General features: G+C 56.7%; 15 protein-coding genes and 1 other RNA gene. 9 read left to right on the top strand and 7 right to left on the bottom strand.

The window, feature by feature from the left end:
- Positions 1–122 precede the first annotated feature (122 nt).
- On the top strand, positions 123–692 hold the full coding sequence (locus WFO70_RS11640) for a YbaY family lipoprotein (RefSeq protein WP_337016289.1): 570 nt from the start codon (positions 123–125) through the stop codon (positions 690–692).
- A 32-nt stretch (positions 693–724) separates the two neighbouring features.
- Here WFO70_RS11640 and WFO70_RS11635 read toward each other — a convergent pair whose 3' ends face one another.
- Positions 725–1,036, bottom strand: coding sequence for an MGMT family protein (locus tag WFO70_RS11635; RefSeq protein ID WP_442913062.1), 312 nt, complete (start codon positions 1,034–1,036; stop codon positions 725–727).
- Between the two features lie 179 nt (positions 1,037–1,215).
- Here WFO70_RS11635 and ffs point away from each other — a divergent pair.
- The 3 genes from ffs to WFO70_RS11620 all read left to right on the top strand — a co-directional run bounded on the left by ffs (position 1,216) and on the right by WFO70_RS11620 (position 2,052).
- Positions 1,216–1,312: signal recognition particle sRNA small type (ffs, locus tag WFO70_RS11630), an RNA gene on the top strand.
- A gap of 273 nt (positions 1,313–1,585) precedes the next feature.
- Complete coding sequence (locus tag WFO70_RS11625) at positions 1,586–1,837, top strand: hypothetical protein (protein ID WP_039032396.1); 252 nt, start codon at positions 1,586–1,588, stop codon at positions 1,835–1,837.
- The gene (locus WFO70_RS11620) at positions 1,834–2,052 is read left to right on the top strand and encodes a hypothetical protein (RefSeq protein WP_032616855.1); all 219 of its coding nucleotides are present in this window, start codon (positions 1,834–1,836) and stop codon (positions 2,050–2,052) included. Before WFO70_RS11625 ends, WFO70_RS11620 begins: the two co-directional genes overlap by 4 nt.
- Before the next feature lie 123 nt (positions 2,053–2,175).
- Here WFO70_RS11620 and yczR read toward each other — a convergent pair whose 3' ends face one another.
- On the bottom strand, positions 2,176–3,597 hold the full coding sequence (gene yczR / locus WFO70_RS11615) for a MocR-like transcription factor YczR (RefSeq protein WP_337016287.1): 1,422 nt from the start codon (positions 3,595–3,597) through the stop codon (positions 2,176–2,178).
- Between the two features lie 84 nt (positions 3,598–3,681).
- Between yczR and yczE the strand changes: the two genes are divergently transcribed.
- The 4 genes from yczE (at position 3,682) to WFO70_RS11595 (ending at position 9,044) form a co-directional block, all read left to right on the top strand.
- A complete protein-coding gene (gene yczE / locus WFO70_RS11610) occupies positions 3,682–4,290 on the top strand; it encodes a membrane protein YczE (protein ID WP_337016285.1) in 609 nt (202 codons plus the stop codon).
- 76 nt (positions 4,291–4,366) lie between these two features.
- Positions 4,367–5,440, top strand: coding sequence for a LacI family DNA-binding transcriptional regulator (locus WFO70_RS11605; RefSeq protein ID WP_337016283.1), 1,074 nt, complete (start codon positions 4,367–4,369; stop codon positions 5,438–5,440).
- 104 nt (positions 5,441–5,544) lie between these two features.
- The gene (locus tag WFO70_RS11600) at positions 5,545–8,631 is read left to right on the top strand and encodes a beta-galactosidase (protein ID WP_337016281.1); all 3,087 of its coding nucleotides are present in this window, start codon (positions 5,545–5,547) and stop codon (positions 8,629–8,631) included.
- A 59-nt stretch (positions 8,632–8,690) separates the two neighbouring features.
- A complete protein-coding gene (locus tag WFO70_RS11595; RefSeq protein ID WP_337016279.1) occupies positions 8,691–9,044 on the top strand; it encodes a DUF1428 domain-containing protein in 354 nt (117 codons plus the stop codon).
- A gap of 32 nt (positions 9,045–9,076) precedes the next feature.
- Here the strand turns inward: WFO70_RS11595 and WFO70_RS11590 are convergent, their stop codons facing one another.
- Positions 9,077–10,645 (bottom strand): EAL domain-containing protein, encoded by a 1,569-nt coding sequence (locus WFO70_RS11590; protein ID WP_337016277.1) that lies wholly within the window; start codon positions 10,643–10,645, stop codon positions 9,077–9,079.
- Between the two features lie 268 nt (positions 10,646–10,913).
- Here WFO70_RS11590 and ykgO point away from each other — a divergent pair, with 268 nt between their 5' ends.
- Positions 10,914–11,054, top strand: coding sequence for a type B 50S ribosomal protein L36 (ykgO, locus tag WFO70_RS11585; RefSeq protein WP_142488461.1), 141 nt, complete (start codon positions 10,914–10,916; stop codon positions 11,052–11,054).
- Positions 11,055–11,113: 59 nt separating this feature from the next.
- Here ykgO and WFO70_RS11580 read toward each other — a convergent pair whose 3' ends face one another.
- From WFO70_RS11580 to acrB, 4 genes are all read right to left on the bottom strand, one after another.
- Positions 11,114–11,578: a YlaC family protein gene (locus tag WFO70_RS11580; RefSeq protein WP_337016275.1), complete on the bottom strand. Its 465-nt coding sequence runs from the start codon at positions 11,576–11,578 to the stop codon at positions 11,114–11,116.
- A 191-nt stretch (positions 11,579–11,769) separates the two neighbouring features.
- Positions 11,770–11,988: an HHA domain-containing protein gene (locus tag WFO70_RS11575; protein ID WP_032616864.1), complete on the bottom strand. Its 219-nt coding sequence runs from the start codon at positions 11,986–11,988 to the stop codon at positions 11,770–11,772.
- A gap of 8 nt (positions 11,989–11,996) precedes the next feature.
- Positions 11,997–12,389 (bottom strand): Hha toxicity modulator TomB, encoded by a 393-nt coding sequence (tomB, locus tag WFO70_RS11570; protein ID WP_337016273.1) that lies wholly within the window; start codon positions 12,387–12,389, stop codon positions 11,997–11,999.
- A gap of 491 nt (positions 12,390–12,880) precedes the next feature.
- Complete coding sequence (gene acrB, locus WFO70_RS11565; RefSeq protein ID WP_337016272.1) at positions 12,881–16,021, bottom strand: multidrug efflux RND transporter permease subunit AcrB; 3,141 nt, start codon at positions 16,019–16,021, stop codon at positions 12,881–12,883.
- Positions 16,022–16,035 lie beyond the last annotated feature (14 nt).

Raw genomic sequence — 16,035 nt, 5'->3', positions numbered from 1 at the left:
ATAACAGGGAGATTCCAGGCATTAATAAGTGATGTGTGCCACACTTAGTCTCGTTAACCTGGTATTAACCACTCATCTGGCGGTATCGATCCCGCTGGTGCATTGATGATAAGGAGAACTCAATGAAACTCGTGCACGTGTTAAGTGGTTTAGCGGTAGCGGTTGCTCTCTCTGCCTGCGCGGATAAAAGTGCAGACATCCAGACGCCAGCGCCAAACCCAAATACTGCTGGCGTGGCGGCTCAGCCGACCATTCAGCAGCCTAATGTTTCCGGGACCATCTGGATCCGTCAGAAAGTGGCTTTGCCGCCGGATGCGGTATTAACCGTCACCCTGTCTGATGCCTCGCTGGCCGATTCACCGTCGAAAGTACTGGCGCAGCAGGCGACCCGTACCGAAGGTAAACAGGCGCCGTTCAAGTTTGAACTGCCGTTTAACCCGGCGGATGTGCAGCCTAATGCCCGTATCCTGCTGAGCGCTGCGATCACCATTAATGACAAGGTTGTGCTGATGACCGATATCGTGAAACCGGTCATTAACCAGGGCGGCACCAAAGCCGATCTGGTACTGGTACCGGTTCAGCAGACCTCATTGCCGTTACAGCCTGGCGGCGGTGCACCTACTACCGTTCCGTCCACCTCGCCAACTCAGGTCAGCCCGTCTACGGCTACCCCGGCTCCGACCCAGCTTTAATGTCGTCAGCCCCTCTCGCCTGAGAGGGGCTTTTAATACCGCCAGCGGTACTGCTGCAAATCGATCTGTCCACTTCCTGATACCTGCACCCCTTCGCTGAGCAAGGCCTGACGCTGACGCTGTAAATCAGGGCCGGTTAAGGAGATCGCGCCGTGGCGGTTCACCACCCGATGCCAGGGCAGGGTACTTCCTTCCGGCAGCCGTTTCAGCACGCCGCCCACCTGCCGTGCCGCGCGCGGAGAACCGGCCAGCCGTGCCACTTCGCCATAGGTGGTGACTGTCCCTTCTGGAATTGAGGCCACTATCTGCCAGACCCGCTGGGGAAATGAGTCGTGCTCGTCCATTTTTTTGCTCCTGTGTTGAGAGCATCATAAAGATTACGCGGCAGGACAGGAAGAATGTGCGCACTCTGTAAACGCTTTGCGCAATAAACCATCACCCGGACGCAGTTAACTTGCAATTGCTATCTGGTACAGTGATAATGCGCCAGCGCGTTGGTTAACAACGCTCTCAATGGGGGCTCTGTTGGTTCTCCCGCAACGCTACTCTGTTCACCAGGTCAGGTCCGGAAGGAAGCAGCCAGGGCAGACGACGTGTGTGCCGGGATGTAGCTGGCAGGGCCCCCACCCATTTCTGCCTCCTTCAAAATTTTCTTCTTCAGACATCACAGCCCCTTGCTCATCGCGACATTCAGCACATTATATATTTCTGGGCTGGCCTGTTTATTTCCTTAATTGTCATCATACTGAAATGTGGTTGTCATTATTTTGTCATAAATGTTGTGCAGGGTAAGTGTGACATTTTGATGATATATAAGCAGGCAATATATATCTGGATAATAATGATAACTTCGTGTATTAATTTAACAAATTGATGTCAAGGATGTAGCCACCATGACCACTGCCGTGCTGAATGTAAAAATTGACGAAGCGCTAAAAGAGAAGCTTCGTCATTACGCAGAAGTGAATAATGAGAATCTCAGCGTTACCACAGAGAAACTGCTGCAAATGGCCTTTGCTGTAGCAGACGAGGCGGGAGTAACGGAAGAGGATATTGACAATCAACATACGGAAGAAGAGAGCGTAGCACCTTTTACTCCTAAAGAAATCAAAGCATTAAGAAAAATTCTGAAGAAGAAAAAATGAAACAACATCAGCAATCAACCGCCAGCAGCTACTCGGAAGCCTGCACGCTTCTGCGCTCTGGCTATGTCAAACATGTCCGCCTGGGCTGGGATGTTGGCAGTGATGAGTTCTTTCGAATTGCGTCTGACTGGTGTGATACCGGCGCAAAAATAAAGAAAGAAGGCGATAGTTTTGTTATTTCCCTGAAAGGTTTTCCTATCCCTGCTCAGCACTGACTTCCTTCCTGCAGAAAATGTCTGACTGTAACGAATACAGTCAGACGTTTTTACCTCGTCTTTTTTCCGCTGCTATTTGTGCGCCCGCTCACTTTTTCCTGATAATAAATAGCGCAGTTGCAGTTATACAAGGGTGCGTTTTAACAATTGTCCGCTTTTATTCAGCGCCAGCCACAGCGGCTTGATGCGCACCAGCGCACTTTCAAGCTCCGCAGGTTCCAGCGAGAAGGGCATCCGCAGATAGCGGTCAAAGGCCCCGGACAGGCCAAAGCGCGTCCCGGTTCCCAGATGGATCCCAGCCGCTTCAGCGCGGGTAGCCAGCTGGGTAGCCAGCATATCCGGCAGCTCCACCCAGTAGGAGAGGCCACCCTCAGGCATCTGGAAACGCCACTCTGGAAAATGTTCCCGCAGTAACGCCGCACAGCGATCGCGTCGTGCGCGCAGCATCTGCCGCCGCGCCGGTAAAAAGGTGTCGCCATTCTCAATCAACCACAGGGTGGCCAGCTGCTCCAGCAGCGGCGAGCCCAGATCGAGGGTATCGCGGGTTTGCGCCAGGGTGGCGATAGTGCGCGACGGAGCACGAATCCAGCCCAGACGCAGGCCTCCCCAGAAACTTTTTCCCGCCGAGCCGAGGGTGATGACATTGCCGTTCGGGCAGAAGGCGGCCAGCGGCGGTGGAGGAGGGGCATCGAACCAGAGATCGGCCATGGTCTCATCCACCACCAGCGTGGTGCGGGCCCGGGCAGCAATGGCGGCGATGGCCTCACGGCTGGCCGCATCCATACAGCGGCCGGTGGGGTTATGAAAGTCCGGCATCAGGTAAGCCAGCCGCGGTGCGGTCTGGGCGAGGGTGGCCGCAAAACCGTCGATGTCCCAGCCGGAGTGCGGCAGCGATACACCGACCGGTCGACAAGAGGCCCCCTGGATGGCGGCGATAGCCAGCGGGTAGGTGGGATGATCCACCACTACCCGATCGCCGGGCCCGGTAAACATCCGCAGCACCAGCGCCAGCCCGCTGACCGCACCGTTAACTACCATCACCTCTTCCGCCCGGGTAGGCAGACCCCGAGCCGTATAGCGTGCGGCAATGGCCTCGCGCAGCGCCAGTAACCCCAGCTGGTCGTAGCCGGTTTGCGTCAGATGCTGCGTCATGGCGGTCAGGGCATGGGTGTAGGCCTGATGGATCTCCGGCCCGGCCCCCAGTGCCGCGGTGGAGAGATCCAGCGCCGCACTGGCGTTGGCGCGGGTCGGGGGCGTGCGGCTGTCGGGCAGGATCACCCGGGATCCGCTGCCGTGGCGACTTTCGAGATAGCCTTCATCGCGCAGATGCGCAAGCGCGCTACTGACCGTGGTACGGCTTACTTCCAGGGCTAAGGCCAGCTCGCGCTCGCCCGGCAGGCGCGTATCCAGCGCCAGTCTGCCGTCGAGGATCAGCAGGCGTAGCGCATCGGCCAGCTGACGCCACAGTGGGGTACGGGAGGTCTCCTGCTGCCAGTGGCCTAACAGGCGCACCAGTGACTGGCTTCCAAAACGACGCGATGACATATGCAGTCCACTTTTCAAAAACTGGACATTAATCATAGTGCCATTTCAGGTCATGATGAAAGCAGAGATAACCGGAGAAAGATCATGTTGCGTCGATTACTTCAGCTTTACGTCGGATTAAGCCTGTATGGCCTGTCAACGGCGATGTTTGTGCGTTCGGATCTGGGGGCCGATCCCTGGAATGTCTTCCACCTTGGGGTGGCAAAACTGCTGGCAATGGATATTGGCACCGTCATCATTCTGACCGGTGTGCTGGTGCTGCTGCTGTGGATCCCGCTGCGGCTGCGCCCGGGCCTGGGCACCATCAGTAACGTCATTGTCATTGGCCTGGCTGCCGACGTGGCGCTGACGTTTATCCCGGCTATCGACTCCCTGGTAGCGCGCAGCCTGTTGCTGGTCAGCGCGCTGATCGTCAATGCGCTGGCGACCGGCATGTACATTGGCGCCGGGTTTGGTGCCGGGCCGCGCGACGGCCTGATGACCGGGATTAACGCCCGCACCGGCTGGTCGGTCCGCAGCGTGCGCACGGCAATTGAGATTACTGTCCTGCTGACTGGCTGCGTGCTGGGGGGGACGTTTGGCGTAGGCACTGTGTTGTATGCGTTAAGCATTGGCCCGCTGATCCAGATCTGTTTGCCGTGGTTTCGTCAGAAGCCACGAATCTTAGCCCCTGAGCCTGAGCGGGTTGTCTGATTTTGCGAAGCGCTCACATGCTTTAAATGTAGGGTTATGACAGAATAGGCGCATCACTCACTGTAATGCGGCGCGCATGAAAGCCATAACCCTTTACGATGTTGCCCGCCTGGCGGGCGTCTCCTATCAAACCGTCTCGCGGGTCATTAACGATGCGGCGCATGTCTCCGCCCGGACCCGGGAGAAAGTGCTGCAGGCGATGGCCGAGCTGCACTATGTCCCTAACCGTGGTGCCCAACAGCTGGCCGGGAAACGCACCCGCACGCTGGGGCTGATCACCACCGATCTGGCCCTGCACGCCCCGTCGCAAATTGCCTCGGCGGTCAAGACCCGGGCAGGCGAGCGCGGGGCGAGCGTGTTGATCTCGATGGTCGAAAATCCGCAGCAGTGTCTGGCCGCCGTGCAGGAGCTGCTGGCCCAGCGGGTCGAAGGATTGCTGGTCAACGTGCCGCTGGAGAACGAGCAGGCGGAAAGCCTGCAGGCGCAGGCCGTTCCGGTGCCCGTATTATTCCTTGATGTCTCGCCCACCGCCCGGGTGCACAGTCTGGTGTTTGATGCCGAACAGGGGGCAACCCTTGGCGCGCAGCTTCTGCTGGCGCTGGGCCATCAGCGGATCGCCCTGCTCGGCGGGCCGCAAAGTTCCGTTTCGGCGCGGGCTCGTCTGGCGGGCTGGCTGTCCGCGCTGAAGTCGGCGAGCCTGGAGCCCAGCGCCATCGCCGAGGGTGACTGGAGCGCCGCCTCGGGGTATGAGAAAGGCCACCAGCTGCTGGCCGGGGCTGCGCTTCCGCAGGCGATCCTGGTGGCAAACGATCAGATGGCGCTCGGCGTGATGCGCGCCTGTGCTGAAAAGGGCATTGCCGTGCCAGGCCAGCTGTCGGTGGTGGGGTTTGACGATACCACCGACAGCGCCTGGTTTACCCCGCCGCTGACCACCGTTCGCCAGGCCTTTCGCGAGGCCGGGCTGCGCAGCGTGGAGTGGCTACTGGCGCAGCAGGGGCATGTCGGGCAGGATCCTGCGCAAACCTGTCTCCCGGTCACCCTGATCGAGCGTCACTCTACCGCCCGGGCAGGGATCCCTCAGGGCAGTGAGGATCTGGCCCAGCAGCTAAAATCCCTGGCGCTGCTGGCCGAACAGCTGGCGCGTCGCTAACGCTTTTGTGATCGCCATCGCTTCATGACGCTCTCCCGCTTTACCCTGTCATCCCGACAGGGCATGGTAGTTAAAAATTGTGAGCGCTTCGCAAAGAGGTAATTATGTTCCATCCTGCCCCCCTGACTCTCAGCACGCTTCTTGCCCGTCGTGACTGGGAAAACCCCGGTGTCACCCAATGGAATCGACTCCCTGCCCACGTGCCGCTCAGCGGCTGGCGTGACGAGCAGGCGGCGCGGGAGGAGGGGAGCTCCTCTTCCATTCGCTCGCTGAACGGCGACTGGCAGTTCAGCTTCTTTGCCGCGCCGGAGCAGGTGCCCGATAGCTGGACGCAGGAGGATTGTGCGGATGCGGTGGTGATGCCCGTTCCCTCCAACTGGCAGATGCAGGGCTTTGACACCCCGATCTACACCAACGTGACCTATCCGATTCCGGTCAATCCGCCGTTTGTGCCGGCCGAGAACCCGACCGGTTGTTACTCGCTCACATTCGATATGGACGCCAGCTGGTTGGAGAGCGGGCAGACGCGGCTGGTGTTTGAGGGCGTCAACTCGGCGTTTTACCTGTGGTGTAACGGGGAGTGGGTCGGCTACTCCCAGGACAGCCGTCTGCCTGCGGAGTTTGATGTTTCCCCCTTCCTGCGCCCGGGCAGCAACCGCCTGGCGGTGATGGTGCTTCGCTGGTGCGACGGCAGCTACCTTGAAGATCAGGACATGTGGCGGATGAGCGGCATCTTCCGGGATGTCACCCTGCTGCACAAACCTGAAACCCATATTGCCGATTACCAGGTCGTGACTGAGCTGAACGCCGACTACGATCGGGCCCAGCTCCAGCTGGCGCTGACCCTCGGCGGAGCCGACTACGCGGGCTGCGAAGTCAACGTCAATCTGTGGCGGGCAGGGGAGTGTATCGCCAGCGCCACCGGCACGCCGGGCTCGGCTATTGTCGACGAGCGCGGCTCCTGGCACGAGAGGGTGAATGTCTCCCTGAAGGTGGATCAACCGGCCCTGTGGAGCGCGGAAATCCCCGCTCTTTATCGCTTAACCCTTGTGCTGCGCGACGGGCAGGGGCAGGTGCTGGACGTTGAAGCCTGTGACGTCGGTTTTCGTCGGGTCGACATCAGCAACGGGCTGCTGAAGCTCAACGGCAAGCCGCTGCTGATCCGCGGCGTGAACCGCCATGAACATCACCCTGAGCGCGGGCAGGTGATGGACGAAGCCACTATGCGTCGCGACATCGAGCTGATGAAGCAGCACAACTTTAACGCCGTGCGCTGCTCGCACTACCCTAACCACCCCCTCTGGTATCGCCTGTGCGACCGCTATGGGCTGTATGTGGTGGATGAGGCCAACATCGAAACCCACGGCATGGTACCGATGAGCCGTCTGGCCGACGATCCGCGCTGGCTGCCGGCCATGAGTGAACGCGTCACCCGCATGGTGCAGCGCGATCGCAACCACCCGTCGATCATTATCTGGTCCCTGGGCAATGAGTCCGGTCACGGGGCCAACCACGATGCCCTTTACCACTGGGTGAAGGCGACGGATCCCACCCGGCCGGTGCAGTACGAGGGCGGCGGGGCCAACACCGCGGCCACCGACATCGTCTGCCCGATGTATGCCCGCGTCGATCAGGATCAGCCCTTCCCGGCGGTACCGAAATGGTCCCTTAAAAAGTGGATCGGCATGCCGGATGAGACGCGCCCGCTGATTCTTTGCGAATACGCCCACGCGATGGGCAACAGCTTCGGCGGGTTCGCGAAATACTGGGACGCCTTCCGCAAGCATCCTCGTCTGCAGGGCGGTTTCGTCTGGGACTGGGTAGACCAGGCGCTGACGAAGCATGACGCGCAGGGCCACCCTTTCTGGGCCTACGGCGGCGATTTTGGCGATAAGCCTAACGACCGCCAGTTCTGTCTGAACGGGCTGGTCTTCCCCGACCGTACGCCGCATCCGGCCCTGTATGAGGCCCAGCGCGCCCAGCAGTTCTTCACCTTTACGCTAATCAGCCATTCGCCGCTGGTGGTGGAGGTGCGCAGCGACTATCTCTTCCGCCAGACCGACAACGAGCAGCTGCGCTGGTCGGTGATACGTGATGGCGAGGTGCTGGCCTCTGAGGTGGTGACGCTTAACATCCCGGCGCAGGGTACCCAGCGGCTGGAGATCGCCCTTCCGCAGTGGACACCAGCACCGGGCGAGCTGTGGCTGAACGTCGAGGTATTCCAGCCCGCGGCAACCCCGTGGTCTGAGGACAATCATCTTTGCGCCTGGGAGCAATGGCCGCTCCCCGCCCCGTTGTTTATTGCACCGCCGAAGGTTGCCGGGGTAACGCCTCAGCTCACCCGTGATGATGATGCGCTGGTGGTGACCCATCAGCAGCAGCGCTGGCAGTTTAACCGCGCCAGCGGCGACCTGACCCAGTGGTGGCGGGAGGGAGAAGCGACGCTGCTTGCGCCGCTGACCGACAACTTTACCCGCGCTCCGCTGGATAACGACATCGGGGTCAGCGAAGCAACCCGCATCGATCCGAATGCCTGGGTGGAACGCTGGAAGGCGGCGGGGATGTACAGCCTGACGCCGCGTCTGCTGGAGTGCGACGGCGAGCAGCTGGCACAGGCGGTGATCATCACCACCCTGCATGCCTGGGAGTACGACAGCCAGGTGCTGTTCCTGAGCCGCAAATGCTGGCGCATCGACAGTCACGGCGTGCTGCATGGCGATGTTGAGGTGCAGGTGGCGAGCGACATACCGGAGCCCGCGCGTATCGGGCTCTGCTGTCAGCTGGCGCAGGCGCCGCAAACCGTACGCTGGAGCGGGCTCGGGCCGTATGAGAACTACCCGGATCGCAAACTTGCTGCCCGCCAGGGACGCTGGGAGTTGCCGCTGGCGGCGCTGCATACGCCTTACATTTTCCCGACCGAAAACGGCCTGCGCTGCGATACCCGCCAGCTGACGCTGGGGCAGCATCAGCTGGACGGCGACTTCCATTTCGGGGTGAGCCGTTACAGCCAGACGCAGCTGCGCGAGACTTCCCATCACCATCTGCTGCGGGAAGAGCCCGGCTGCTGGCTGAATCTGGATGCATTCCATATGGGCGTGGGCGGTGATGATTCCTGGAGCCCCAGCGTGTCGCCGGAGTTTATCCTGCCGGGGAAAAAGGTGCGTTACGCCTTTAGCTGGCAACAGAACTAAACTTAATCGCTGATGCGGTCACATTCTATGGCCGCACATTCACTTCGGAGGTTTATCTGATGAAGTATGTCGATGGTTTTGTGGTTGCCGTTCCCGCGGAGAATAAGGAAGCTTACCGCGAGATGGCTGCGAAAGCCGCACCGCTGTTCAAGGAGTTTGGCGCACTTCGTATTGTAGAGTGTTGGGCTGATGACGTTCCCAACGGCATATTAACGGACTTTCGCCTGGCAGTGAAGGCGGAGGAGAACGAAGAGGTCGTATTTAGCTGGATTGAATATCCTTCCAGAGCGGTTCGCGACGAGGCGAATCAGAAGATGATGAACGATCCCCGGATGAAAGAATTCGGCGAATCGATGCCGTTCGACGGTAAACGGATGATTTTTGGCGGCTTCTCTCCGCTGCTGGACGAGTAAATCTGGTGCCCGGCGGGGCTTTCCGCCGGGTGTTACTCGTTTGATTCCGGATCGAGATTGTTTTCAGCCCACCGGATAAAGGCCTCTTTTGGCAGCGCTTTGCTGTAAAACCATCCCTGACCGTATTGCACCCCGTGGCGGCGCAGCCAGGTCAGCTGGCCTTCGGTTTCGATTCCTTCCGCCACCATCGCCAGATTGAGCGATCGGGCCATCTCAATGATATGCGGCGTCACGTTTTTGTACTCCAGCGCGTCGACGAATGACTTATCGATTTTCAGGGTATCAACGTCAAGATCCTGCAGATAGCTGAGGCTGGAGTATCCGGTGCCGAAATCGTCAATATAGACTGAGTGCCCGGCACGCCGGAATCCGGCAATGGCGGGGGCACTGACGGTAGGATCGGCAAATCCCCGCTCGGTAAGCTCCAGCGCAATCTGCGACGGCGGGATGCGCCATTGATTCAAAAGACGGCTCAGCAGCGGGGGCACGGTACCCGAGATCAGGTCCTCAGGCGCAAGGTTAATCGAGATATGCTGGTCCGGATGCTGGCGCAGCCACTCCCCCATCTCCTCAAACACTTTTTCAATGATCAGCGTGGTTAGCTGGTTCATCAGGCCTGTCTGCTCTGCCAGGGAGACGAAAATATCGGGAGAGAGATAGCTACCGTCCTGCTGCGGCCAGCGGGCAAGCGCTTCTGCCCCGGTCAGTCTGCCGCTGTTTAACGCGACAATGGGCTGGAAATGGACCTGGAACTCCCGGGCATTGATGGCGTCCAGCAGACGATGACGGGGTGATTGCAGGCGACGTAACACGCGCAAGACAAACCAGGCCGTCAGCAAACTGATCAGCACGCCAAAAGGCAGCCAGAAATAGAGCTGGTGGTGCCAGCTCTCTTTAAGCGGCTTCAGGGAAGCCCAGGCCACAATGGAAAACCCCAGGTCGGGCACGTTGTGCACATCGTACATCGCGCCGTTATGTTGAAAATGCGAGCTGCCATCCCGCTGCATCTTGTTGAACACCTGCATATCCAGGCTGTTACTGCTGGCGAAAACGATATTGCGACGGGTGCCAACCAGCGCGACGTCAATCGGCCAGGAGCCAAAAGGGATCACGTCGATCAGCGAGCCCGGATCGATCATCACGATATAGTGGCCTGTGCCGATGGCGGCCATATAGCGCTTCAGGTTGAGATCGTTGTGCGAGGTGACCCAGGCCCGAAAGCCATCGGAAGTGATCCGCATTGCCGGCGGAAAGGGGGCGGCCTGGCTCTCTTGTTCCAGCGATGAGCAGAGCGGTTTGAGATCGTTAACGTAGATCACTTCCTGGATATAGCGCCAGGAGAAAGAGGCGCGACGCATCACCAGCGCATGTTCGCGACTGCAGGGGATCCCTTTGTAGGCCTCCATTTCGTTGAGCGCGGATTTGGCCTGGGTCACCACTTTGTCGGTACGAATCTGGACGCGCGCAGTATAGTCGTTCAGATCCTCAACAAATTTATCTTCCGCACTACGGTGCGCCAGCCAGACGCTCAGGCACACAGGAACAAGCACTGCAATAATCAGTACGCAGGTCACCACACTAACCAGGTGTCGGGTTGTCATGCTCCTGTTTCCTTTTTATAACCCCGGGCGAGGGACCCACAAGTCGATGACATCAATACGGAAAGCTACGCTGAAGTGTAGCGTTATAGTGCGTTGCTGGCATTGATTTCATTCAGCAATCAGGCGGGCAAATAAAAAAATATGTCGGGCAGGTTCTATGGAGCGGGAAACGCAGGGGGAGCCGCTTATCCGGTATGAGTTGTTTTTGCACCCTGACTCGGATATGCTAATTGTTATGTTATAACAAAACAGTTAATAAGGGTTAACGATGCAGGTTCTCAATTCATTGCGCAGTGCAAAACAACGTCATGCAGATTGCCAGATCGTCAAACGTAAGGGGCGGCTGTATGTGATCTGCAAATCCAATCCGCGCTTCAAGGCGGTGCAGGGGCGTAAGAAAAAACGTTAGGTCACAACAGAAGGCTTGCCGCTAACAGCAAGGCTGTCGGCGGCAGGTCTGTGCGGATGTCAGGCGGTCACGCGGGAGAGGGTGAAGACGTCGTAGAAAGAGAGCTCGCCTTTGGTGGCGATCATTTTTTGCAATTTCTCTTTTTGCTGCGACTCAACCTGCGGGGAGTGCAGGATGCTGTCGATCAACTGGTTGGGCACATAGCGAGTGTTGTACCACTCCCCGTTGTAACAGACGCGAAAATCGAGCACATCAATATCTTCATAGCGGTAGCGCGGATTAACGTCAAAGAAGAAGAAGGCGTTAAAGACGATGAACAACACCACCAGAAGCCAGACGGAACCGATCAGCGTTTCCGACTGCAGCATCACCACCAGCGTTGCCAGCCAGGCAGCATACATAGCGACAAACAGGCCCGGATGTTTGCGAATAAAGCTGATGCTAAAGCGCGGTTTGTTGTCACGCTTTTCACGTACATTGAGATCATCAATGGTTTCGGTTAGCAGGCGTTGTATCTCGGTCATCTTCTGCCCTTTCTCAAATCAACTTAAAACGGGGGATCCGTGTATTTTAAGTGACCACAATGTTTGTGGAAAGTAACAGTTACGCTAAGAAAAAACATAACAGTTGCAGGGAAAGGGCGAGCCAGATGATGCGGTGATTCTGTTAAGCATAAACTAATGCGGGGGTGATGCCCTCAAGGTGCGTCACCCAATCAGCGTACAAATTTCCATACCGCAGTAGGAATTTTATCGTAGAGCTTATTCATCGTAAGTTCAGCCAGGCGATGATCCGCTGCGGAATAGAAAACCGCTAACTCATTATCAGAAAGCTCGTATTTATTTTTCTCAATGACGCGCTCAAGGGTGTCAATTGACTGACAACGTCGTAAACGCATCAAATAATCAGTCTTGGTTAAGGGCTTATCAGACATAAATTCACCTAATTGTTTGTAATAGTTTTAACCGGAGAAGCTAACGGGTTAGCCCTGCTTGCATTGACGAAACAACGAAAAAGCCGGTTGCCCGATTTACGCCATTTTTGCAAATCTTGCGCGTTAATGCCGTAGCTGCTGAATAACATAAAAGTGTCATCCAGGTATTCGTCAATTTGCTCAATCAACTTATTATCTTCGTTATACTTAATTTTATAATTAAGGGCGAAGGTTGCTATATGCTCAATCAACTCGTTTAACTGCAAATTTATGGCAGAAGTAGGGTCATTAACCCAGCCATGGTTGCTTTCATCGAGATTGGAAAGGCAGTCATGGTACAGGGATTCACAAAGGAATTTCAACTGTGCAATATCTTGCCTTTTGGGCGAGTATTCGTCCATAGCGCATCCCCTTTTTGAGTGATTTTTTACTCACCGAACATCGTTGTCGGGAAGGGTACAACTGACTTAGCGTCAACGACTACTGTAATGCGTCTTAGCTTTAACTATAATCTACTCTAATCAGGATTTCACCGCGCTATTACGAAAAATTACAATTACGCGCCAGTGAGAGGTTGTTACGGACACTATGTTATATATTGTTTTATCCGGATGTGAACTTCTCTAATCCACTGACACCAATTCTTAGCTGTTTCTATAATCGCTACCAGGCGCGATCATATACAAAAAAACACCAGGAAAACTCTTAATAACTAAGAAGCAACGCAAGAATTTGAGAATTTGTGTAAGAGGATTAGGTTAAATATGATAAGTCATTTAAAGCTGACATAAAATATATAATCCGCCAATAAGCTTATTTTATGATTTTCAATTGCTAAAAAAAAGGCCGCATTTGCGGCCTTTTTAACGGTTAACAGGAGGATCCTGGTCTGTTACACCGGATGTTTGTGTTCGAGGTCTTCGTTTTTACGGCTGAAACGACGACGTACCACCACAAAGAAGACCGGAACGAAGAAGATCGCCAGGATGGTGGCGGTGACCATCCCGCCCATTACGCCAGTACCTACGGCGTTCTGCGAACCGGAGCCTGCACCCGAGCTGATGACCAGCGGCATAACCCCGAGGATAAACGCCAGGGAGGTCATCAGAATTGGACGCAGACGCATACGAACCGCTTCCAGCGTAGCTTCGATAAGCCCTTTGCCCTCTTTATCCATCAGATCTTTGGCGAATTCCACGATAAGTATCGCGTTCTTCGCCGACAAGCCAATGGTTGTCAGCAGGCCCACCTGGAAGTACACGTCATTACCCAGCCCACGGAACGTGGCCGCCAACAGGGCACCAATGACCCCCAGTGGCACAACCAGCATAACAGAGAACGGAATCGACCAGCTCTCGTACAGCGCCGCCAGACAGAGGAATACCACGATCAGCGAGATGGCATACAGGGCAGGGGCCTGGTTGCCGGACAGACGTTCCTGATAGGACATCCCCGTCCAGTCATAGCCGATACCCGCCGGCAGTTTCTGTGCCAGCTGTTCCATCAGGTCCATGGCTTCACCGGTACTTCTGCCCGGTGCCGCCTGACCAAGGATTTCCATCGATGGCAGACCGTTGTAACGCTCCAGACGTGGCGAGCCGTATTCCCAACGTGAGGTAGAGAAGGCGGCGAATGGCACCATCTGTCCGTTGCTGCCGCGTACGTACCAGTTATTGATATCGTTCGGCAACATACGGTACTGCGCCTCAGACATCACGTACACCTTCTTCACACGACCGCGGTCGATGAAGTCGTTGACGTAGCTACCGCCCCAGGCCGCGCCCAGCGTGGTATTGATGTCACTGATAGAGACGCCCAGCGCCTGGGCTTTTTCCTGATCGATATCCACTTTGAACTGTGGCGTATCTTCCAGGCCGTTAGGACGCACGCCCACCAGCAGCTCAGGGTGCTTCGCAACTTCACCAAACAGCTGGTTACGCGCCTGAGTCAGTTTTTCATGGCCCAGACCGCCCTGGTCGATAAGCTGGAAGTCAAAGCCGGTTGCCGTACCCAGCTCGACGATCGCTGGCAGGTTAAAGGCAAAGACCATCGCATCTTTGATCTGGGAGAAAGTACCCATCGCACGGCCAGTAATGGCTTCAACCTTGTTCTCTTCGCCCGGACGCTCGGCCCAGTCTTTCAGAGAAACGAAGGCAATACCGGTGTTCTGGCCACGACCCGCAAAGCCGAAGCCGTTAACCGCAAACACCGATTCAACGTTGGCTTTCTCTTTGGTGAGGTAGTAATCCGTCACCTCATCCAGCACTTTCTGGGTACGTTCCTGGGATGCACCTGCTGGCAGCTGCGCCATAGTCAGGAATACGCCCTGGTCTTCGTCCGGCAGGAAGGAGGTTGGCAGACGAACGAACAGATACGCCATGCCGACCACGATGATGATATAGAGCAGCAGATAACGACCGGTGCTGCGCAGGATGTTGCCCACGCTGTCGGTGTAGTGGTGCGTGCTCTTATCGAACATGCGGTTAAACCAGCCGAAGAAGCCTTTTTTGTTTTCGCCGTGATCGCCTTTTGCCACCGGTTTCAGCATGGTGGCGCACAGTGCCGGGGTCAGGATCAACGCCACCAGCACCGACAGGGCCATTGCCGAGACGATAGTGATGGAGAACTGACGATAGATCGCACCGGTAGAGCCACCGAAGAAGGCCATCGGGATAAATACCGCCGACAGCACCATGGCGATACCCACCAGTGCGCCCTGGATCTGACCCATTGATTTACGGGTCGCTTCCTTCGGCGGTAGCCCCTCTTCAGACATCACACGCTCGACGTTTTCCACCACCACGATGGCGTCATCCACGAGCAGGCCTATCGCCAGCACCATCCCGAACATCGTCAGGGTGTTTATCGAGAAGCCGAAGGCCGAGAGGATTGCGAACGTCCCCAACAGAACGACCGGCACGGCGATGGTTGGAATCAACGTCGCACGGAAGTTTTGCAGGAACAGATACATCACCAGGAACACCAGGATGATCGCTTCCACCAGCGTTTTGATTACCTCGTGAATCGAGATTTTCACGAACGGCGTGGTGTCATACGGGTAAACGATTTTCAGGCCTGACGGGAAGAAAGGTTCCATTTTCTTCAGTTCAGCACGGATCGCTTCCGCGGTATCCAGGGCGTTAGCACCGGTTGCCAGTTTAATCCCCAGACCGGAAGCCGGCTGGCCGTTAAACTTGGCGATGACGTCGTAGTTTTCACCGCCCAGCTCTACCTTCGCCACGTCACGCAGGCGAACCTGAGAACCGTCCGGATTCACTTTCAGCAGAATTTTGCTGAATTCATCGGCCGAGGTCAGACGGGTCTGTGCGATGATCGAGGCGTTCAGCTGCTGGCCTTTCACCGGCGGCGTACCGCCTAACTGACCGGCCGCCACCTGGGCGTTCTGCGCTTTAATCGCGGTGATCACGTCTACCGGCGTCAGCTGGAAGTTGTTCAGTTTGTTCGGATCCATCCAGATACGCATCGCGTACTGGGAACCGAACAGCTGCACGTCACCCACGCCTGAAGTACGGCTGATGGCGTCCTTCATGTTGGCACCCACGTAGTCGGAAATATCCTCCTGCGTCATAGTGCCGTTGGTGTTGATAACGCCGACAACCATCAGGAAGCTACTGGAGGATTTCTCCACGCTCACACCCTGCTGTTGAACTTCCTGCGGCAGTAACGGCATCGCCAGCTGCAGTTTGTTCTGCACCTGAACCTGCGCGATATCCGCATCCGTACCGGATTCGAAGGTCAGCGTGATCTGCACCGTACCGGTGGAGTCACTGTTGGAGGACATGTACATCAGGTTATCGATACCGTTCATGTTCTGTTCGATAACCTGGGTTACGGTGTCCTGCACCGTTTTGGCATCAGCCCCTGGGTAGGTTGCAGCGATTGAAATTGCTGGTGGCGCAATGGTTGGATATTGCGCGACTGGCAGCTTCAGGATCGCAAGTCCCCCGGCTAGCATGATGATAATGGCGATCACCCACGCAAAAATGGGGCGATCGATAAAGAAATTAGGCATGTCTTAACGGCTCC

This window comes from Leclercia sp. AS011, assembly GCF_037152535.1.
Taxonomy (GTDB): Bacteria; Pseudomonadota; Gammaproteobacteria; order Enterobacterales; family Enterobacteriaceae; genus Enterobacter.
Note: the sequence above shows the minus strand (reverse complement) of the source record. Positions and strands in the feature narration are given on the sequence as shown.